Below are 19,911 nucleotides of genomic sequence, written 5' to 3' on the forward strand. Positions count from 1 at the left end.
GCTGCGGCCGCCGACCAGCCCCCGGCGACGCCGCCGCCGCTGACGCCGCCGCCGGCGCCGACCGTGCGCCGGCACGTGAGCCGTTGGGTGCCCACCTTCGCCGACGCGGTACGACCGGCAGCCGAGTCGCTACCGGCGGACGCGGTGATCGTGACCGCCACGCCGGAGCTGCTGGGGCCGACCGGGACCCGTCCCGGTGACCCGCTCGTACTCTCGGTCGCCCCGACCGAGGGTGTCCGGCGGCGCTACCTGCGCGACGTCACCGAGCAGACGGTGGCGGACGCGCTCGGCGCGGACCTGGGCGGGCTGCGGCACGTACGGGTGGTGACCGACCTGTCCGCGCTCGGCGCGGCGCGGGAGGCGCTCGACGGTGACCCGTCCCGCGTCTTCGCCCTTCAGGACGCGGTGTTCCTGACCCTCAAGGCGACCGAGTCCGCGCTGCGGACGCACGGCGGTACGGTGCTCGCCCTGTTCACCGACGCCTACCGCGACGGGGTGCTGCATCCGTACGCGGGTCTGTTCACCGGGCTGCTCAAGAGCGCCGCGTTGGAGCTGGACCAGAACGTCGTCACGAGCGTGTTCACCGACCAGACGGCGTTGGAGCCAGCCCTGGAGGAACTGGTGGCCGAGTCGCGCGCCACCCGGTTCCTGCCGGTCGCCGTGTACACCGACGGCGTGCGACACACGATGGTGACCGAGGAGACGCCAGCTGAGCCCGGCCCGACCGTCCCGCTCGACGCCTCGGCGGTGGTGGTGGCCGTCGGCGGGGCCCGGGGTATCACCGCCGAGGTGGTGAAGGCGGTCGCGGCGCGGTACCGGCCGGTCATCTACACCTTCGGCTCGAAGCCGCTGGACGAGCTGACCGCCGAGCTGGATCAGTACGGTGCCGCCGGCCTGCCACCACGTGCGGCGTTCGTCCGCGCCGAGCTGGCCCGGACGCCCGGCCGGTCGGTCAAGGAGATCAACGGGCGGTACGAGCAACTCGACGCCGGGGCGCGGATGCTCGCCAATCTCGCCGAGATGCGGGCCTGGTCGGGGCCGGACCGGGTGCACCACGTGACAGCGGACGTCCTCGACGAGCCGGCCCTGCGGGCGGCATTCGACCGGATCGCGGCCGAGCACGGCCGGATCGACCTGCTCATCCACGCCGCCGGAATCAACCGGGCCAGTGCCATCGCGTCGAAGACCCTCCCGCAGTTCCGCGCGGTCCGGGCGGTCAAGAGCCAGGGCTACCTGAACCTCCGGCGGGCCCTCGGTGAGCTGCGGCCCCGGTTCTGGTGCAACTTCAGCTCGCTGATCGGGCTGACCGGCCAACGGGGCGAGACCGACTACGCGGCCAGCAACGACTTCCTCGCCACCGCGGCCAGCCTGAACCGGGCGGTGCACGGCCGGGACGAGTTCACCATCGGGTGGACCCTGTGGCGGGAGGTCGGCATGGCCTCCAGCTCGGTGCACCAGTCGTTCTTCTCGGCCGGCCCGATGGCGAACGTGTTGACCTTCATGCCCAGCGCCGAGGGGGTCTACCACTTCCTGTCCGAGCTGGAGGGGGGTAACCGGGTCGCCGCGATCCACCACCTCGGCGCCACCGAACGGGCGGCCGTCGCCGACATCGTCCCGGGCTACTTCCAACCCCGCCGGCCAGCCGGGCGGCCGTCGGTGCTGGCGCCGCCCGTGCCGGTTACCGCAACCGTGCCCGACCGCGGCACCTTCTACCTCGACTCGGTCACCCGGCACGGCGTGGACAAGCTGGTCGCCGAGCGGTGGTTCACCGCCGAGCGGGACGGCTACCTCGAACACCACACCGTACGCGGCGTGGCCACGCTGCCGGGATGTTTCGTGGCGGAGCTGGCAGCGGAGGCCGCCAACGCGCTGCTTCCCGAGCTGACGGTGGTGGGTTTCCGGAATCTCACCTTCGACCACTTCCTCAAGCTGGGCGGCGCGACCGAGCGCAGCCCGCGCCGGATCCTCGCCACCCTCCGGGCCCGGGAGGCCGGTCAGGCGGTGGTGGACGTCCGGGTGGTCGGGGACGTGCTCTCACCGCACGGCGTTCTCCTGCACCGCGACAAGCCGCACTTCACCGCGACAGTGGTCCTTGCGGAGCGGTACCCGGTGGCCCCGCGACCAGAACCGTGGCCCGACGCGCCGGAACAGGACATCCTCGATCCGTACCACGCGCCGGCGGCGTCGGTCTCCCTCACCGGCCCGTTCGTCACCACGACCCGTACCCGGCTGCACCCGCTTGGTAAGCGGGCCCGCTACACCGCTCCGGTCGGTCCGGACACCGAGTTCCAGCGGTTCCTGGTGCCGGCCCTCCTGCTCGACGGCCTGATCCGGCTCGCGGTGCTGGAGCTGGTGCAGGGCCGCTACGTGCCGGTCGCGGCGCCGAGCGGCATCCGGCGAATCGATCTGTACGCGCCGGACAACGACGTGGACCTGGCCGCGGGGGAGGCGCCGATCGAGCTGTCTGCCACGCCGCGCGGGCTGCTCGTCGAGAGCCCCACCGCCGGCAGCCGGTTCCTCGCCACCCGGCCCGACGGGCGGGCGCTCCTCCAGGTGCAGGACGTCCAGGGTTTCGTGACCGGCTATGTCGACACCGTCACCGGGCTTCCCGTCGACACCGCGCAGGTGGCGGCGACCGGGGCGCACAACGGCTCCTCGTGGCCGCGGACCGTACCGGGGGCGATCGCACTGTGAGGACATCGAAACCAGCGAACGCGACCACCGGCGTCGCCGGGCACCCGACCGCGCCGGGACCGGCGGGTGTGCCGGGCCTGGGCAGCCTGCTGCCGTACCGCCGCGACCCGGCCGGCTTCCTGCTCCGCCTGCACCGAGACTACGGCGGGGTGGCCCGGATCCGGATGGGACCGATGGTGGTCCACCTGGTGACCGACCCGGAGGCGGTCCGTCACGTGCTCGTGGACAACCACGCCAACTACGTTCGTGGGCGCCTGTACGACCAGTTCAAACTGGTGATGGGACGGGGCCTGCTGACCACCGACGGCGACTACTGGCGGGGGCACCGACGCGCGGTGCAGCCGGTCTTCGCCCGGAAGGCACTCGCGGCGATCGTGCCCAACGTGATCGAGGCGACCAGTCAGATGCTGGACCGCTGGGAGACCAGCGCACGGGCCGGAAAGCCGGTCGACCTCGTCACCGAGATGCTGGAGCTGACGCTTGTCACGCTCAGCCGGTCCCTGTTCGGCTACGACGTCAGCAGCCAGGCGTCGCTGCTGAAGAGTGTGGTGGACAGCAGCATCGAGATCATGTTCCCGCACGGGTACGTGGCCGAGATGCTGCCCGGTTGGCTGCCCACGGCCCGCAACCGGCGCATCGCGGCCAACCGGAAGGTGCTCGACCGGGTGATCGACGCCATTCGGGCCAACCACGCGCGGACCGGGGACGGGCCGCTGGTGGCGTTGATGGAGGGTGCCCGGCACCAGGACACCGGCGTGGCGTGGAGCGACGAGGAGATCCGCGACGAGTTGCTCACCATCTATCTGGCCGGTCACGAGACGACGGCCACCGCCCTGAGCTGGGCCCTGCTGTCCGCCGCCAACCACCGGTGGGCCCAGGAGGAGATGGAGGCGGAGATCGAGGCGGTCCTCGCCGGCCGGTTGCCCGGTATCGACGACGAGTTGCCGTACACCAGCGCGGTGATCGACGAGAGCCTGCGCATGTACCCGCCGATCTGGCTCTATCCGCGTGACGTCGTCGCGGACGATGTGCTCGGCGGCTACGGCGTCCCGGGCGACACCTCGGTCCTGCTGTCGCCGCTCGTCTCGCAACGCAACCCGGAGGTCTGGGAGAACCCGGAGGCGTTCGACCCGCGCCGCTTCCTGCCGGGTGCGGACCGGGGCCGGCCCCGGATGTCGTACTTCCCCTTCGGCGGCGGGCCCCGGCTGTGCCTGGGCAACCTGATGGCACTCGCGGAGCTGCGCCTGATCGTCGCGATGATCACGCAGCGCTTCCGGTTCAGTCTGGTGCCGGGCGACTTCGTCGGGTACGGCGACTCGCTGATCTCGCTGCGCCCGACGACGGACATGTGGGTGCGCCTCCAGTCGCGCAGCCGGGCGGAGGCGGCCCGATGAGCGAACCCATCCTGCGCCAGGTCCTGACCCTGGCACCGCTGCCGAGCGCGCCGCCACCGCCCGCCAACGCGCTGGACGGCCGGCTGGTGCTGGTCCTGGGCGGCACCCCAGCCCTGCGCGCGTCGATCGACGCGGCGGTCGGTCGGCTCGGCGGACGGGCCTGCGGTTGGCAGGCCGAGCAGGGCCGTCCCGATGTCCCCGGCCCGGTCGACGCCATCGTGGACGCCGGCGTGCTCGGCTCGACCGACGTCACCGCAGGTTCGTGGCGCGAGCCGATGGCCCGTACGGTGGCGGCCCTGCGGTACGTCTACGACGACTGGTCCCGCGAGGCGTCGGCGGACCGGCTGCACTACCTGGCCGTCACCGGCATGGGCGGCACGATGGGACTCGCCGCCGCCGACGGGGCACAGCCGCTCTCCGGGCTCTGGGCGGGGCTGGCGAAGACGTTGCCCCGTGAGTTCCCGGCCTGCGACGTGCGCGTCTGCGACCTGGGACCGACAGCGGACCCCGGGGCCGCGCTGCTGGCCGAGATGCTCGGGACCCGCCTGTTGGAGGTGGGGGTCGGCGACGGGCAGCGGCAGACCATCCTGCCCCGCAAGGCGGCCGTCGACGGTGCGCCGATCCGGCTGGCCGACACCGACGTGGTGCTGCTGACCGGTGGCGGACGTGGCATCGGCTTCGAGATCGCGCTGGATCTGGCCCAGCGCTTCGGCTGCCGGGTGATGGTCAGCGGACGGACCGCGCTGCCCGACGCCCACCTGCCCTGGCTCACCTGCTCCGACGCGGAGTTCGACGAGGAGAACAGGCTGGCGTTCCAGCGTCGGCAGCCCGGCGAGAGCCTGCAACAGGTGCGCCGGGGGGTTCGTGGCCGCCGGCAGGCTCGCGAGATCTGGCGGAACCTGCGGCGGGCCCGGGAGGCCGGTGCCGACGTCACGTACCACGTCTGTGACGTCTCCGATCCGAACGAGGTGGCCGACCTGGTGGCGAAGGCCGGCGACGCCCTCACGTACGTCATCCACAACGCGGGCATCGACGCGCCGGCCCGGCTGCCCGCCAAGTCCACGGACCAGTTCCTCGCCGTCATCGATGTCAAGGTCGACGGCTTCCTGCACCTGTTGTCGGCGATCGGGGACCGGCCGCTCAAGATGCTCTGCGCGGTCGGGTCCCTGACCGGCCGGTACGGCGGCATGGTCGGTCAGCTCGACTACGCGTCCGCCAACGAAGGGCTGGCGAGGCTGGCGATGTGGGCGGGCCAGCGGCTGCCGTACCCGGTGAAGTCGCTCTCCTGGCCGACCTGGGACGGCCTGGGGCTGATCACCAACCTGGACGCCGCCGCCCGGTACATGACCCCGATACCGGTGTCGGAGGGCGTCGACGCGTGGCGCGCCGAGCTGACGCGACACGGGCACGGTGAGATCGGCTTCATGGGTGAGATCGGCGAGGTGTCGCCGCAACACCTGCGGGGCATCGTCGTGCCGTCGGACTGGTCGGGTCGGTCCCGGCTGCTGACCATGCGCTTCCTGCTCGGCGAGCTGGTCCGGTACGCGCCGCCGGGCGAGCTGCGCACCGAGCATCAGCTGGACACCGGATGGGCCAGCTGCCTGAACGACACAATGGTCGACGACACGCCGGTGCTGCCCGTGTCACTGGCGGTGGAGTATCTCGTCGCCGCCGCCGCGTGGCTCACGCCGCCCGGCGCGGAGCAGCTCGACGTGCACTGCCTGGCCGACGTACGGGTCGACCCAGGGCGGCTGCGCGCCCTCGACGGGCACCTCACGCTACGGCGTGAGGCGCGCGGCGGGTGGCACGGCGACGCGTGGCAGGTCCAGGTCGGACTGTCGACGGTCGGCGACGAGGACGAGGCGTTCGCCGCCGAGGCGACAGTGCTGTTCGGAGTGGGCCGACCCACCCCGCCCGCACCCCCGCAGCCAGCAGACGAGGGGGTCGAGGCCGGGCCGCCCGTGCGGGCGGCCGTCGGCTACCGGTGGTCGCCGTACCTCACCGACGTCGGCCCCTGGGACCGTACCCCCGCCGGCTGGACGGCCGACGTGGCGGCGGCACCGACCGACTGGTTCACCGTGTTGGAGCCGCCGCAGGCGCGACTACCGCTGGCGCACCTGGAGGCGCTCGTCGCGGTGTCACCGGAGGACGGCGACCGGCAGTGGCGGGTCGACCGGCTGTGGTTGGCCGAGGGTGGCGTGCCGGACCGGGTGACGCGGTCGGTCGACGGGCGGGTTGTCGGGGTGTCCGACCCGGACGGCCGGACGCTGGTCCTGCTCGAAGGCGCGGCCTGGCATGCGAGCTGAGAGCGGGACGTCAGCGCCGTGGCTGCCGGGCCAGCAGCGCCGCGCCGTCGTGGCTGCTGAGGTCGACGGCGTCGGCGAAGACCGCCAGGGACGCCCGGTGGTCGGTGCCGGCGTCGACATCGAGCAGCGTCACGCGGGGCGGCACGTCGACGTCCGGCCAGCGGAGCACGGCCGCCGGCTGGTCCGGCGGCGAGACCTCCAGTTGGGGCAGCGGACGGGCCAGACCGACGCCGAGCGCTTTCAGCACCGCCTCCTTCCGCGTCCAGATCCGGGTGAAGGCCGCCGGGCCGGCGGCCTCGCCCAGCCGCGACAGGGCGGTGGCCTCGGCCGGCGCCAGCGTCGACGGGATCAGCGCCGCGAGGTCCAGGCGCTCGTCCACCTGCTGGACATCCACGCCGACCGGAGCGCCCAACGCCAGCGCCACCACCACCCGGGCGCCGGAATGCGACACCGACACCTCGGGCAACGCCTCGTCCGCACGGTCGGGCAGGACGAGCCGGGGACGTCCGTGCGGTCCACCGCACCCTGGGCACGACGTGCGCAACGGCACAGCGGCCGGGTCGAGGCCCAGGTGCCGGCCGAGGGCGACGCGCAGCAGGGCCCGCCCGGTCAGGTAGTGCCGCCGTGCCGACGCCACCCGGTAACCGCCGTACCGGCTGACCTCGGCGGGGTCCAGGAGGGCCAGCAGGGACTCGTCGGCGGACTCCGGCCCGGCCCACCACAACTGAACCGGCACAGCGGTCACGCAGCGTGGCCCGTTCGTATCGTCTCCATCGCGCGCAGACTAGCCGCCGCAGGCGGCTCCCGAGTACCCGGGCGGAACTGATGGCACTCTTCCACCTGTTCGTGCGGACCGCTGTCGTCCCCTTCCTCTACCACCAGGTCTCCGCCGGGCGGTACTGGGTGGTGCTGGCGATCTGCACCAGGGACGTCCGCAACAGCGCCGCCGGTGACAGCGCCCTGGGCGGCGCCCGCACCGGCCGCGTCGACTACCGGCGCTGGTTCGACCGGATGTTCCGGCTGACCAGGTCGATCCGGCCGCGGGCGGACTCGGTGCGGGTCGAGGGCTCACCGCGCCGGGCGACGGTGACAGTGCACTGGACCGACCACGTGTACGCGCACGACGGCCGCCTCTTCGTCAACCGGGGCATCCACCGGCTGCGCCTGTCCTGGGGCTTCATCAGCGAGGTCCACCAGGACTGGGACGAGGACATGGTCCGCGACGCCTGCCGGCACGCCGCTGACCTCGGTTACCGCGAGGCCCTGGCACCACCGATCGCGCACTGAACCGCCGGCTCTCCGTACCGTTCCGACTAACACCTGGGGAATCTATGTTGACCAGATGGGCTGCTCTGGTGGTCCGCAGGCGACTGCTCGTGCTGCTCTGCACATTGGGGTTCGTGGTCCTGGCCGGGGCACTCGGCGGCGGCGTGCTGAACCGGCTCTCCGCCGGCGGGTACGACGACTCGTCCTCGTCGTCCGCCGAGGCCAGCGCGATCCTCGCCGAACGGTTCGGCTCCGGCGAGGCCAACCTGGTGCTGCTGGTGTCGTCCGGCGCCTCCGTCGACGACCCGGCGACCGCCGCCGCGGCGACGTCGCTCAGTGAGCGGTTGGGCCGTGAGCAGGACGTGGCGTGGGTGACCTCCTACTGGACCGCTGGCCGCCCGGCGGCGCTGCGGGCCGGCGACGGTAGGCAGGCGCTCGTGCTGGCGCGGATCGCCGGTACCGAGGACGAGGTGCTGAAACGGGTCAAGACCCTCGCCCCCGACTACCGCGGGGACATCGACGGGTTGCGGGTCAGCGTCGGCGGCTCCGCTCAGGTGGCCGACGAGCTGAACGAACAGACTGCCAAGGACCTGGCGAAGGCTGAGGCGATCATCGGGCCTATCACGCTCGTGGTGCTGCTCATCGTCTTCGGGAGCCTGGTGGCGGCGGCGCTGCCACTGGCCATCGCGGCGGTGGCGATTCCCGGCACCTTCCTGGTGCTGTGGCTGCTCACCCAGGCGACGGACGTCTCGTTCCTGGCGCTGAACATGACCACCGGGTTGGGGTTGGGGCTGGCGATCGACTACAGCCTGCTCATCGTCAGTCGGTACCGCGATGAACTGGCCCTCGGTCAGGACGTCTCCGGGGCGATCGGCACGGCGATGCGCACCGCCGGTCGTACCGTGCTGTTCTCCGCGGTGACCGTGGCGATCGCGCTGGTGGGGCTGCTCGTCTTCCCGCTGTACTTCCTGCGCTCCTTCGCCTACGCCGGCATCGGAGTCACGGTGCTCGCCGCCGCGACCGCGCTGATCGTGCTGCCCGCGTTGCTCGCCTACATCGGGCATCGGGTGGACCGGTTCCGGCTGTGGCGGCGACGGTCGGTCCGGCCGGTCGAGTCCGGCTGCTGGCACCGGCTGGCCACGCTTGTCTCCCGTCGACCGATGTTGACCGGTGGCTTCGTCGTCGTGCTGCTGTTGCTGCTGGTCACGCCGTTCTTCCACATCAAGTTCGGGCTCGCGGACGACCGGGTCCTGCCGCCGTCCGCCCCCGCCCACCAGGTGTCCGACGCGATCCGGGCGCAGTTCCCCGCCCGGGAGGCCGACCCGCTGCTGGTCGTCGCGCCCGACCTGCCGGCCACCGGGGTCCAGACCCTGGACGGGTACGCCACCGAGCTGTCCCGGCTGCCGCACGTCGCCCGGGTCGACGCCCCGACCGGCAGCTACGCCGGCGGGGTCCGGGTGGCGGAACCCAGCGGGCCGTCGCAGGCGTTCACGGCGCCGCGGGGGACCGGCGCCTACCTGTCGGTCCTGTCCACCGTCGAGCCCTACTCCGACGACGGTCGGGCCCTGGTGCGGCAGGTGCGTGACCTGCCGGCACCGAGCCAGGTGCTGGTGACGGGTTCGGCCGCCCGCTTCGTCGACACCATGTCGGCCCTGAAGGAGCGGATGCCGTACGCGATAGCGATCATCGTCGTCACCACGCTCATTCTGCTGTTCCTGTTGAGCGGCAGCCTGCTGATGCCGATCAAGGCGATCGTGCTCAACATGCTCAGCCTCACCGCGACCTTCGGGGCGATGGTCTACGTCTTCCAGGACGGTCACCTGGGTTGGCTGGTCGGCGACTTCACGGCCACCGGCACCATCATCGCCACAGTCCCGGTGCTGGCCTTCTGCATCGCGTTCGGGCTCTCCATGGACTACGAGGTGTTCCTCTTCTCCCGGATCCACGAGGAGTACCTGGCCACCGGCGACAACACCCGATCGGTGATCGCCGGCGTGGCGCGTACCGGGCGACTGATCACCGCCGCCGCGCTACTGGTGGCCATGGTGTTCGCCTCGTTCGTGTCCTCCGGGGTCACCTACGTCAAGCTGCTGGGGCTCGGGATGGCACTGGCGGTGCTGATGGACGCGACGCTCATCCGCGGGGTGCTCGTCCCGGCCCTGATGCGGTTGGCGGGCGGATACAACTGGTGGGCGCCCGCCCCGCTGCGTCGGATCCACGCCCGCTTCGGCATCTCCGAGACGGCGTCACCCCGGGTGGCGCCGAAGCCGGCCGAGCCGGTGCGCGTCGGCGGCGCCGCCTCCTGAGGCGCCGCTGACCTCCGGCGTCGCGGCGTCGCCGACCGCGCCACCGGGTAGGTCAGCGGGACCGCGAAGCTCCGCGTGTACGGCAACCGCCCCGCGCCACCGAACTGGCGGCCGGGGCGGTTCGCCGGGGCCGGTCAGCCGGCGGCGTTCGCCACGGCCGAGCCGACGGGTGCCGCGGCCGGCGGCAGCTGGCCGGTTGCGATCACCCGGTGGATCCACGGCCGGTAGTAGGTGAGGCTGGTGAAGACGATCGGGTTCTCGCCACAGTAGGTCGCGGCACCGCGACTGACGAGGCCGATCACCGCCCAGCGGCCGGGAACGAGCTGCCGCACCGCCGGTCCGCCGCTGTCGGCGAGGCAGATTCCGCTCGTGCCACCGGGGCTGTCGATGCAGACCTCGCCCGCGCTGAGCCCGGCGGCCGCGCACTCGCTGTTCGGCATCACCGTCGATTCCAGTTCCTGGAGCGTGACCGGGTACGGGCCGCTGGCGTCGGGCTGCACCGAGCCCCAGCCGAGCAGCCGCGTGGAGGTGCCCGGCTGGACCATCGGCGAGATGAGGAACGGCACCCTCGGCACCGGACTCGCCAGTCGGAGCAGGGCGAGGTCGGCGATCCGGCCGTTGGCGCCCACGAAGTAGTCCCAGTCGGGGTGCGGCAGCACCCCGGTCACCGTCGCGACCGTACCGCCGCTGGTCCGGTCGAGCGAACCGATCCGCAGCTGGAGCACGCCGGGGTCGAGCACTGTGAGATCCGGTGTGGTGACGCAGTGCGCGGCGGTGACCGCGTACAACGGGTGCACCAGGACGGCGCCGCAGGCGTGGTTGAAGGTGTTGTCCGACTGCCTGACCTGAAGCGAGGCCATTCCGGGATAGGGCCTGGTGGCGTCGTGCCCGCCGACGATGTTTGTGGTGAGGTCGTCCGGCTGCGCGGCGGCCGCCCCGCTGGCGGGTGCCGCACCGGCGAGCAGCCCGAGCAGCACCGCCACCGCCGAAATCATCTTTGTGGTCCTGACGTCTCGCAACGTGATCCTCTCACTTGACGATGCCTCGACGGAGACGCCGAGGCGACGATGAAGCAGGCCGCCGCCAGCAAGGCCTGAGTCGGTTGTCGTGGCGCACTTCCTCTGCTGGGTTTCGGCCGGCAGCAAGCCGTTGGAGACGACTCACCGGGGAGCGGTCAGTTCGCTGCCGCCGTCGGCCCGGGAGACTCGCAACTCGGCGCGCGGTTGGTGCCGTCGGGCGGGGTCCGGTCAGTTCGGCGTGCGGCCGGCATCGTGGCCGACGCGGTGGCGGCGAGCAGCCCCACGACGGCGACGGCCTTGCTGAGGGCGCCTCCCGGTATCGCCACGCAGCAATATTTGCCGCTGTCGCTCCACGCCGTCAAGTGCCAGGTAGCGCTCTAGAGGCGGCGCTGACCACCCGCCGGGTCCGGCCCGGTGAACGGGCGACGTCCGGTCGAGTCGGCCCGGTTTCGGTCACCTCAACTTCTTCGATGCGCAGCTGGTCGGCCCCGACGCGGCGAGGCGCTGCCGGTGGGCCGTCAGGCCGGGGTGCTGCCCGCCGCGTTCCGAGCCGGGGCAGCCGTCGGGCCTGGCTCCGGCTCCCCGTCCCCACCAGCGGGGAACCGAGCGTCGTTCTCGCGGGCCTGCCGGTCCCGTCCGAGCGCCCGCAGGTAGCTGCTGACCGCCCGCGCGGAGACCCTGGTGTCGACGTGGTCCGGACCGAGAACCCGGAGCCGACGCTCCAGCGTCTCCTGGCCGAGGACGAGCGCCTCCGCCGACCGCCCCAGGTGGTGCAGCACCGCCGCCGTCCGCGTGGCCGACAGCATGGTGTACGGGTGGTCGTCTCCGAGCACCCGCCGCTGCCGGGCGAGGACGTCCCGATGCAGCTCCAGCGCCTTTGCGGGACGCCCCGACGCGGCGAGTTCGTCGGCGAGATCGCCGGCCGAGAGCAGGGTGTGCGGGTGGTTCTCGCCCAGTAGCCGACGACGGCGGGCGACGGTCTCCTCGTGCAGCGCGAGCGCCTCGTCGTGGCGGCCCAACGCGCCCAGCGTCAGCGCGAGGTTGTGGGCGGTGCCCAGCGTCAACCCCCGATCCTCGCCGAACAGCAGCCGCAACCGCGACAGTGTGTCCGCCAGCAACGCCCGCGCCCGCTCGAACGGTGCGGAGACCGCCGGCGCGGACATCCCGAGCCGGTACAGACACAGCCCGAGGGTGCAGGCCGAGCTGAGCGTGTCCAGATGGTCGTCACCCAGCACCCGGCGGCGACGGCGCAGGGTCTCTTCCGCGATGTCGTGGGCCGCCTGGCGGTGCCCGAGCTGCGACCGGGCGTCCGCCAGGCTGTGCGCGGCCTGTAGCGTCGCCGGATCATCCGGGCCGAGTCGCCCGCGCCACCGCTGGTAGAGGTGTTCGGCGACGTCATGGCCGGTCTTCAGGTCACCGTGCCCGCGCAGGTACCAGCCGGCCTGGATGGCGACCATTTGGAGGCCGGGGTTCGTGCTCGCGCCCGGGTCGACGGCCAGCAGGTGGGGTAGGAACCGGGCCCAGTAGGGCCAGCAGGTCGGTTCGTGGCTGGGGCCGGGTGCCGCGGCGACGAGCAGGGCTTCGACCTGGCTTCGGGCGGTGGTGCTGGTCTGCGGGTCGGCGAGGTCCCGGACGATGGCCAGGGTCAGGCGGTGCAGTTGCGGCCCGACCGGCCCGGCCTTGGCCAGTCCGTACCGGGCGAGCAGGCCGAGCGACCGACGGATCGCCATGGTGGAGGCGGCGACGGAGGCCAGCGGTTCGGAGAGCACGCCGACGGGCGCGCCGGTGAAGATCTCCATGGGTACGGGTTCCGGCGCGAGCAGGGCGCAGAGGTGCAGCAGCTGCACGGCGGCCGGGTCCCTGACGGCCAGCCGGTCCAGCGAGATCTGCACCGTCGCGGCCAGTGTCGTCGGATAGGACGGTGGTTTGCCCTCGGCCATCACCTGCGCGCCGTGCTGGGCGAGCTCCCGCAGGTAGTCATCGGCGGTCATCGCCGTCTCCCCGATCACGCCGGCTGCCTGCGCGACTGCCAGGGGGAGGTCACCGACGGCGTCGGCGACGCGGTCGGCCGCCGTCCCGGTCAGCTCGGGGGCGAGGGTGCGCAGCAGCGCCACCGACTCGGTCCGGTCGAACACGTCCACGTCCACGAGTGTCGCCACCTGCCGCCACCCGGGGTTGCGGGAGGTGATGATCGCGTGACCGGGCCCCTGCGGCAACCACGGTACGACGTCCTCGGGCGCCTCGACGTTGTCGAAGATGATCAGCCAGCGTTCGGTCTCGCGGAGGTGGCGTAGCACCTGTCCGGCGGTGGTTTCGGTGTCCGACGCGGCGGTCACCCAACCGGTGGCGAGGCCGAGGGTGGTGAGTTGGTCGCCGATGAGGCCGCTCTGTTCGGCGTTGATCCACCAGGCCACTGTGTACTCGTCGGCGAACCGGTGGGCGTACTCGACCGCGAGGGAGGTCTTGCCGACTCCACCGAGGCCGTGCAGGGCGACTACCGCCACCGGCCTGCCGGCACGAAGGCGGTCACGTGTGGCGGTCAACAACTCGTCCCGCCCGGTGAAGCCGGCGCTGCGGCTGGGAATGTTCCACGCCAGTGCCGCACCCACGGCCCGGGGTGGGCCGCCCGGCAGCGGCGGACGACGGACATCTCCGACGGCGGGTGCGGGCGCGGTGCCCTTGACCGGGCCCTGTTTGGCCCACTGGGTGAGCGGGGCGGCGACGAGCGCGGCCGCCAACGCGGCCACGGTCGCCGACGTCTCCACGTCGAGTTCGAAGCCCAACTGGCAGGCGAGCCAGACCAGAGCCACGGCGAGCAGACTGAGGATGCTGGCCACCGCCCACCGATATGCCTGGGTCATCCGCTCTCCCCACTGGTGTCGACGTCGCCGCCGTTCCGGCTCCACCTCACCACACCGTGACCACCTGCTCCACCCTCCGTTCTGGCAGTCGACCCAGGGCCGGGCCAGGTTGGCGAAGAATACTTTCACCGAAATTCGGCTCCATGTCAGTTTCTGTCCGATGCGTGCTTCTCTTTCCCCGCGAGGCTCAGGGCATGACTGCTTCCACTCCTGGCCCGTCCGGGCTCCGCCGCGCCGGCGCGCTCGCCGCGGCCGCGCTGGCCGCGGTGGCGCTCGGTGTCGCTCCGGGTGCCCGCGCCGACGCCGCTGGTGGCGCTCTGCCGATCGGCGACGCCGATCTGACGGAGGTCAGCACCAGCCGCACCCTGGCCGACGGCGTGACCCTGACCCGGATCGTGCGGGGCACCGAACCGGCGCCGGCCGACCAGATCAACACCACCAGCCGCGGCCCGTGGGTGGTCAACGTGCTCACCATCGACCCGCACCGGGCCCGCGGACACCTGAAGGCGACGTACGGCCAGAACCTCGGCCAGGTCGAGAAGACCACCGACCTGGTGCGCGACGCCGGTGCCCTGGCCGGCGTCAACGCCTCCTTCTTCACCTTCACCGCCAACCCGAGCTACCCCGGCGACCCGGTGGGGCTGGGGCTCTACGGCGGGAAGCTGCTCAGTGAGCCCAGCACCGAGCCGGCTGAGGTCAACTTCGTCGTCGACGCCAACAACAACCGGGCGCTGACCGGCAAGCTGACCTGGTCGGGCAGCGTACGAAACCGGCAGAGCCACGCCGTTCTGCCGCTGGAGTTCATCAACCACCCGCCTGTCGTCCCGACCGGCTGCGGCGCCCTGACCGACCAGACCGCGTGCGCCGAGCCCGGCGACCTGGTCCAGTTCACCCCCGAGTTCGACGCGGCCACTCCCGCCGGCGTCGGCGTGGAGGTCGTCCTCGACCGGGCCGGTTGCGTGGTGCGTACCGCGACGACGCGCGGCACCACCCTCGCCGCGGGTCAGACCGCGCTTCAGGCCACCGGGCGGGACACCGTTGCCCTGCTCGAGCTGACAGGCGCGGATGCCTGGACCTGGCCTCGACCGTGACCGACCAGCAGGGCCGGAAGCTTCCGTTGCGCCCCGGGCTGTTCGGCGTGAATGGCCGGTACCCGTTGACGGCGAACGGGCAGATCGTCGTGCCCGACGGGGGAGCCGACAGCTTCTTCGCCCGCAACCCCCGCACCATCGCCGGCACCACCCGGGACGGCAAGATCGTGCTCGCCACCATCGACGGCCGCCAGACCACCAGCGTCGGCACCACCCTCGACGAGACGGCCGCCGTCGCCCAGGCGCTCGGCATGGCCGACGCCATCAACCTCGACGGCGGCGGCTCCACCGCCATGGCCGCCGAGGGCGCGCTTGTCAGCCACCCGGCCGGAGCCGAGCGGGCGGTCGGTGACGCAGTGGTCTACGTGCCGGGCCGCTACCACGGCGGGAACTGACGGCGTCCCCGGTCCACTTCGAGGTGAGCTGCGGCCCGGCCCGGGACACCGGCCGGGCCGCAGCACCACACTGACGCCGCTCTCCAGTCCACCGCTGGACCTGCCCCGCCGGGTCCAGGTGGTCAGCCGCGTCGGCCCGCCCAGACCGGACTGTCCACGTAGTGGTTGTCGTAGCGGTCCTGGGTCGCACCGACGTCCTGCCAGGTGGCGTCGCCCTGGTGCACCCTGTCGAGTAGTCGGTAGTAGTCGAACCGGGGCTTTCCTGGCGTGATCACGACGAGGAAGTCGGCCTCCTGGCCGTCGGCCGGGGCGAAGGCGTGCGGGGTGTTCGGCGGGACGAAGAGCGCGTCCCCCTTGCGCAGCGCCCGGAACCGCGCCCCGATCGCCGGCGCACCCGCCTCGAACCGAGAGCCGGTGTACACGACCACCTCATGGCCACGCCGCACCAGGTCAGCCGCGACCGTCAGCGGCGGGCGCACGTGCCAGTGGAAGGGAGTCGGGCCGACAATCGCCTTTGCCGTAAACGTTCCTCAGGTGTTGTCCGCGACCTGGATGATCGTCTTGCCCGGGGTCCGACGGTGGCGGGCGAACGCGGCGACCGTTTCGCTCAGCGGTCGGACGGCCCCGACGATGGGCTTGAGTCGTCCGGTCCGGAGACGTTGGGCGAGCTCGGCCAGCTGAACGCGATCGGGTTCCACCACGAAGAAGACGGCTCGCCCGTCCCTGGGCCGCACGGCAGGTGGCATGGTGATGGTGACGAGAGTGCCACCGGCGCGTACGAGTTCGGTCGACCGCGCGAGGATGTCGCCGCCGATGACGTCGAGCACCACATCCACCTCGCCGACCTGGCGTAGATCGTCGGCGGCCAGGTCGACGAAGTCCTGCGCGCCGAGTGCGAGGGCGACCTCACGGTCGTCGGCCCGGCCGGTGCCGATCACGTGGGCGCCCACCTCCCGGGCGAGTTGCACGGCGATCGAGCCGACGCCGCCCGCCGCACCGTGGATGAGGACGGTCTGACCGGTGGTGAGGTGGGCGTGGTCGAACAGCCCCTGCCATGCGGTCAGTCCGGAGATGGGCAGCGCGGCGGCCACTGTGTGGTCGATGTCGGCCGCGAGCGGGGCGAGATTGCGAGCCTCGACCGCTGTGTATTCCGCCAGGGACCCGTTGCGGGCCCAATCGGTCAGTCCGAAAACCCGCTGGCCCACGGTGAGACCGGTGGTGCCGTAGCCGAGCTCGACCACGACGCCGGACAGTTCGTGCCCGGGGATGGTGGGTGTTCGGTCCCGGCCGCCCCGATCGGACCAGGTTGCCGGCCAGTCCAGCTCGCCGGGGGTGAACCCGGCGGCGTGTACCCGCACGATGACGTCGTTCTCCGCGGCGTGGGGGTAGGGCATGTCGGTCAGGGTGAGGCCGCTGACACCCACGTTGCGGTCGGTCGCGGTGATCGCTCGCATTGTCGAAACCTTCCAGGAGAGAGATCGTCGGCACCGCGCGGTGGTGCGGGCCCAGCGCCCGGCCGGTGCGGCGCCGACATGAGCGGGCCCGGTCAGTTCGGCCAGGGCGACCCGAGGATGCGCTCGACAGTCGTCACGCGCTGGAACCCGGGGATGAAATGCTGGAGGATGTCCGAGTTGACGGTGCCGCCGGTGGTCTCCGGACGATTCTTCAACCCGTCGACGTGCGCGCGCAGGAACTCGTTCTTGAAGTCCCCCCGTGGATGGACGGCGAGGATCTCGGCCAGTTGATCCTGGTCGAGCCCGTCCAGGCCAAGGCCGAGCACGTCGGTCAACACGCCGAGGTAGGTGGTCGCGATCTCCGGGCCCATCCGGTCGGGTACACCCGGCGTGGTGTGCAGCGCGATCGCCGTCCAGACGGTCTCGGCGGCGGTCGTCGAGAAACCCCGGTCCAGCAGAAACCTGCGCGCGTGGTCGGCGCCGTCGACCTCGAAGCGCTGCTCGATGTCGGAGAAGGGAGTCAGCAGGCCGGAATCGTGGAACATCGCCGACACGTAGAGCAATTCCGGGTCGGGTGTCACGCCGAGCCTGCGCGCGTGAATCAGGCCGAAGAGATAGACCCGCCGGGAGTGGTGGTAAATGAGAGGTCTGGTGGTTTCCCGGATGTGCCGGGTCGCTTCGGCGACCGTTGCCGTTTCCGGAATCTCCAGCCCCGCGATGACCTCTGACATGGTTTCTGACCCTCCGGGAAATATGCTCGTGCGCGTTGACACCCCCATGTTGCCTACCGATCGTCGTACGCTGCCGCCTTTGTCCGGCCAGGAACCACCCAGATCCGGACGGGCTGCTCCGGTGGTCAGCCAGGGTGCCGGTACGGATCCCCGCCCGCCCCGATAATGGCGTGCTACCAATAAGCGGTGTCCACGCCTTCCGTCACCCGGCAGCCGCATCGGGTCGCCATCCTCGTCTACGACGGCGTCACGTTGCTCGACATCGCCGGTCCGGCGGAGGTGTTCAAGGAGGCGAACCGGTTCGGCGCCGACTACCGGATCGAGCTGCTGTCGCCGACCGGCGCGGACGTGACGTCGAGTCTCGGGGTCCGGATCGCGGTCGACGGCGCCGTCGCCACGGAATCGGCCGTCGACACGCTGCTGGTGGCCGGGTCCGACCACTACCCGCGCGGCCACGTCCCCGCCGACCTGGCCGACGCCGCGCGGATACCGGCGACCGAGGCCGGCCGGGTCGCGTCGATCTGCACCGGGGCGTTCGTCCTCGCCGCGGCCGGCCTTCTCGACGGCAAGCGGGCGACCACGCACTGGCAGGTCGCGCACGAACTCGCCGCCCGCTGCCCGACCTGTCGGGTCGAGCCGGACGCGATCTATGTTCGCGACGGCACCACGTACACCTCGGCCGGGGTGACGGCCGGCATCGACCTGGCGCTCGCCCTGGTCGAAGAGAACCACGGACCCGACCTGACCCGGGACGTCGCCCGCGCCCTGGTGGTGTACATGCAGCGCGCGGGCGGCCAGTCCCAGTTCTCGGCGCCGTTGCAGGGGCCGCCGCCCCGCTCGCCGGCGCTGCGCAGAATCACCGACCTGGTGACCGCGAACCCGCACGGCGACCACTCGCTCGGTGCGCTCGCGAAACACCTGAACGTGAGCACCCGGCACCTCACCCGGCTCTTCTCCGACGAACTGTCCACGACACCGGCCCGCTACGTGGAGAACATCCGGTTCGACCTGGCCAGGGCGCTGCTCGCCCAGGGCCACACCGCGACGCAGGCCGCGACCCTGGCCGGATTTCCCAGCTACGAGAGCATGCGCCGGGTCTTCGCCCGAAAGCTGTCGATCACCCCCGCCGCCTACCAACGGCGGTTCGGTACCGCGCGCCGCGCTCCCGTCGGCTAGGTCGGCGGCCCCGGTCGGGCGCGGCGCGCGCCGGAGGTCAGATCAGGATCGCGGCGAGGGCCCGGAACGCGTCGGACGGGAAGGTGGTGTCGTCGCCACCGTTGAGCACCTGGATGGCCACCTCGTCCGCGCCAGCCTGGTAGTGCTGCTCCAGCCCCGCCGCGACCTGATCGGCCGTGCCCCAGGGGATCAGGGCGTCGACGAGGCTGTCGCTGCCGCCGGCGGCGAAGTCCTCGTCGGTCCAGCCGAACCGCCGCAGGTTGTTCGTGTAGTTCGGCAGGGCGAGGTAACCGCTCGTGTACTGCCGGGCGGTGGCGCGTGCGGTGGTGGCCTCCGCGTCGAGGACCACCGCGACCTCGGGCGCGAGCAGCCGGTCGGGCCCGAGTGCCGCCCGGGCCTCGGCGGTGTGCTCGGCGGGGACGAAGTACGGGTGCGCCCCGACTGACCGGTCGCGGGAGAGCCCGAGCATCCGGGGGCCGAGGGCGGCCAGGACCCGTCGCTCCGGGGGCAGCCCGGCCGCGTCGAGTCCGTCGAGGTACTGCACCATCTTCGAGTACGGCCGGCGGTAGTCCGTGCCGCCGGCTTCCACCACCACCGCGTGGCTGGCGCCGAGACCGAGCAGGAACCGGCCGGGATGGGCGCGCTCCGCGTCCTGGGCGAACGCCGCCACCTCGGGGGGAGACGAGTGCCAGATGCTCACGATCCCGGTCGCGACCCCGATCCGGGTGGTCCCGTCGAGGATCTCCCGGAAGCGGGGAGCGACGTTCTCGCCGAATCCGCCCGAGAACCAGAGGCGTGAATAGCCGAGTTCCTCCAGCTCGATCGCGGCTTCGATGGCCGCGCGCCGGCTCTCGCTGGCCAGGAAGAACGGTTGCCACACGCTGACGAGTCGTTGTGCCATACCGGAACACTACGCAGCAACGCCGGTACGGCGCAGCACCACCGGCGCCTCTCGGCCGGCAGCGGCGGCGGCGGGAGCGCCCGGAGCGGGCCGGGTGAGGGGGCTCACCGGGAACGTTGGCAATCGGTCGGGCACCACCTATGGTGGGGCGATGCTGCCGGTGACGCTCCGCTCGCCTGCCGTCGCTGAGGTGACGGCGGTCGATGCCGCCCGCCTGGCGGCACGCCTGCTGGCGGAGCTGCCGGAGCCGGTTGTCCGCGCGCCACGCACCGCGCCCACGCATCGGCTGTCCAGCCCGGTGCGAACCGGTCGAGACC

13 protein-coding genes and 1 pseudogene are annotated in these 19,911 nt (G+C 72.2%); 7 read left to right on the top strand and 7 right to left on the bottom strand.

Going from position 1 to position 19,911, the window contains the following annotated elements; translation table 11 throughout:
• The 3 genes from JM949_RS11405 to JM949_RS11415 form a co-directional block, all read left to right on the top strand.
• Positions 1-2,694: SDR family NAD(P)-dependent oxidoreductase (locus JM949_RS11405; protein WP_238432983.1), on the top strand; the 2,694-nt coding region annotated here is incomplete at its 5' end.
• Positions 2,691-4,088 carry a cytochrome P450 gene (locus JM949_RS11410; protein ID WP_203148359.1) on the top strand — a complete coding sequence of 466 codons (1,398 nt, stop codon included), beginning with the start codon at positions 2,691-2,693 and terminating at the stop codon, positions 4,086-4,088. The genes JM949_RS11405 and JM949_RS11410, both read left to right, overlap by 4 nt.
• Entirely contained in the window at positions 4,085-6,394 is a 2,310-nt protein-coding gene (locus JM949_RS11415; protein WP_203148360.1) for a KR domain-containing protein, read from the top strand. Before JM949_RS11410 ends, JM949_RS11415 begins: the two co-directional genes overlap by 4 nt.
• A 10-nt stretch (positions 6,395-6,404) precedes the next feature.
• Here JM949_RS11415 and JM949_RS39080 read toward each other — a convergent pair whose 3' ends face one another.
• Entirely contained in the window at positions 6,405-7,130 is a 726-nt protein-coding gene (locus tag JM949_RS39080) for a 4'-phosphopantetheinyl transferase family protein (protein WP_309232110.1), read from the bottom strand.
• A gap of 89 nt (positions 7,131-7,219) precedes the next feature.
• Here JM949_RS39080 and JM949_RS11425 point away from each other — a divergent pair, with 89 nt between their 5' ends.
• Positions 7,220-7,681: a nuclear transport factor 2 family protein gene (locus tag JM949_RS11425; RefSeq protein WP_203148362.1), complete on the top strand. Its 462-nt coding sequence runs from the start codon at positions 7,220-7,222 to the stop codon at positions 7,679-7,681.
• A 44-nt stretch (positions 7,682-7,725) separates the two neighbouring features.
• Entirely contained in the window at positions 7,726-9,966 is a 2,241-nt protein-coding gene (locus tag JM949_RS11430; protein WP_203148363.1) for an MMPL family transporter, read from the top strand.
• Positions 9,967-10,100: 134 nt separating this feature from the next.
• Here JM949_RS11430 and JM949_RS11435 read toward each other — a convergent pair whose 3' ends face one another.
• Together JM949_RS11435 and fxsT are read right to left on the bottom strand one after the other, a co-directional pair.
• Complete coding sequence (locus JM949_RS11435) at positions 10,101-10,961, bottom strand: S1 family peptidase (RefSeq protein WP_203148364.1); 861 nt, start codon at positions 10,959-10,961, stop codon at positions 10,101-10,103.
• Between the two features lie 542 nt (positions 10,962-11,503).
• Positions 11,504-13,846 carry an FxSxx-COOH system tetratricopeptide repeat protein gene (gene fxsT, locus JM949_RS11440; protein WP_203148365.1) on the bottom strand — a complete coding sequence of 781 codons (2,343 nt, stop codon included), beginning with the start codon at positions 13,844-13,846 and terminating at the stop codon, positions 11,504-11,506.
• Between the two features lie 194 nt (positions 13,847-14,040).
• On the opposite strand from fxsT, the pseudogene JM949_RS11445 reads away from it, so the two are divergent.
• A pseudogene (locus tag JM949_RS11445) lies at positions 14,041-15,332 on the top strand (phosphodiester glycosidase family protein).
• A 122-nt stretch (positions 15,333-15,454) separates the two neighbouring features.
• Here JM949_RS11445 and JM949_RS11450 read toward each other — a convergent pair.
• The 3 genes from JM949_RS11450 to JM949_RS11460 form a co-directional block, all read right to left on the bottom strand.
• Positions 15,455-15,811, bottom strand: a complete 357-nt coding sequence (locus tag JM949_RS11450; RefSeq protein WP_309232111.1) for a cupin domain-containing protein — start codon at positions 15,809-15,811, stop codon at positions 15,455-15,457.
• A gap of 51 nt (positions 15,812-15,862) precedes the next feature.
• On the bottom strand, positions 15,863-16,786 hold the full coding sequence (locus tag JM949_RS11455) for an NADP-dependent oxidoreductase (RefSeq protein ID WP_203148366.1): 924 nt from the start codon (positions 16,784-16,786) through the stop codon (positions 15,863-15,865).
• A gap of 92 nt (positions 16,787-16,878) precedes the next feature.
• The gene (locus JM949_RS11460) at positions 16,879-17,559 is read right to left on the bottom strand and encodes an HD domain-containing protein (RefSeq protein ID WP_309232112.1); all 681 of its coding nucleotides are present in this window, start codon (positions 17,557-17,559) and stop codon (positions 16,879-16,881) included.
• A 144-nt stretch (positions 17,560-17,703) separates the two neighbouring features.
• Here JM949_RS11460 and JM949_RS39085 point away from each other — a divergent pair, with 144 nt between their 5' ends.
• Positions 17,704-18,693 carry a GlxA family transcriptional regulator gene (locus JM949_RS39085; protein ID WP_203148367.1) on the top strand — a complete coding sequence of 330 codons (990 nt, stop codon included), beginning with the start codon at positions 17,704-17,706 and terminating at the stop codon, positions 18,691-18,693.
• Between the two features lie 37 nt (positions 18,694-18,730).
• Here JM949_RS39085 and JM949_RS11470 read toward each other — a convergent pair whose 3' ends face one another.
• Complete coding sequence (locus JM949_RS11470) at positions 18,731-19,594, bottom strand: TIGR03620 family F420-dependent LLM class oxidoreductase (protein WP_203148368.1); 864 nt, start codon at positions 19,592-19,594, stop codon at positions 18,731-18,733.
• Positions 19,595-19,911: the final 317 nt, after the last annotated feature.

It is taken from the genome of Micromonospora tarensis, from assembly GCF_016803395.1.
In the GTDB taxonomy this organism is placed as follows: domain Bacteria; phylum Actinomycetota; class Actinomycetes; order Mycobacteriales; family Micromonosporaceae; genus Micromonospora; species Micromonospora tarensis.

Bases quoted from the DNA above. Each gene is read 5' to 3' on its own strand.
- JM949_RS11470 (WP_203148368.1), bottom strand. From the start codon at position 19,594: ATGGCACAACGACTCGTCAGCGTGTGGCAACCGTTCTTCCTGGCCAGC.
- JM949_RS11415 (WP_203148360.1), top strand. From the start codon at position 4,085: ATGAGCGAACCCATCCTGCGCCAGGTCCTGACCCTGGCACCGCTGCCG.
- JM949_RS11425 (WP_203148362.1), top strand. From the start codon at position 7,220: ATGGCACTCTTCCACCTGTTCGTGCGGACCGCTGTCGTCCCCTTCCTC.
- JM949_RS11435 (WP_203148364.1), bottom strand. From the start codon at position 10,961: ATGATTTCGGCGGTGGCGGTGCTGCTCGGGCTGCTCGCCGGTGCGGCA.
- JM949_RS11430 (WP_203148363.1), top strand. From the start codon at position 7,726: ATGTTGACCAGATGGGCTGCTCTGGTGGTCCGCAGGCGACTGCTCGTG.
- JM949_RS11455 (WP_203148366.1), bottom strand. From the start codon at position 16,786: ATGCGAGCGATCACCGCGACCGACCGCAACGTGGGTGTCAGCGGCCTC.
- fxsT (WP_203148365.1), bottom strand. From the start codon at position 13,846: ATGACCCAGGCATATCGGTGGGCGGTGGCCAGCATCCTCAGTCTGCTC.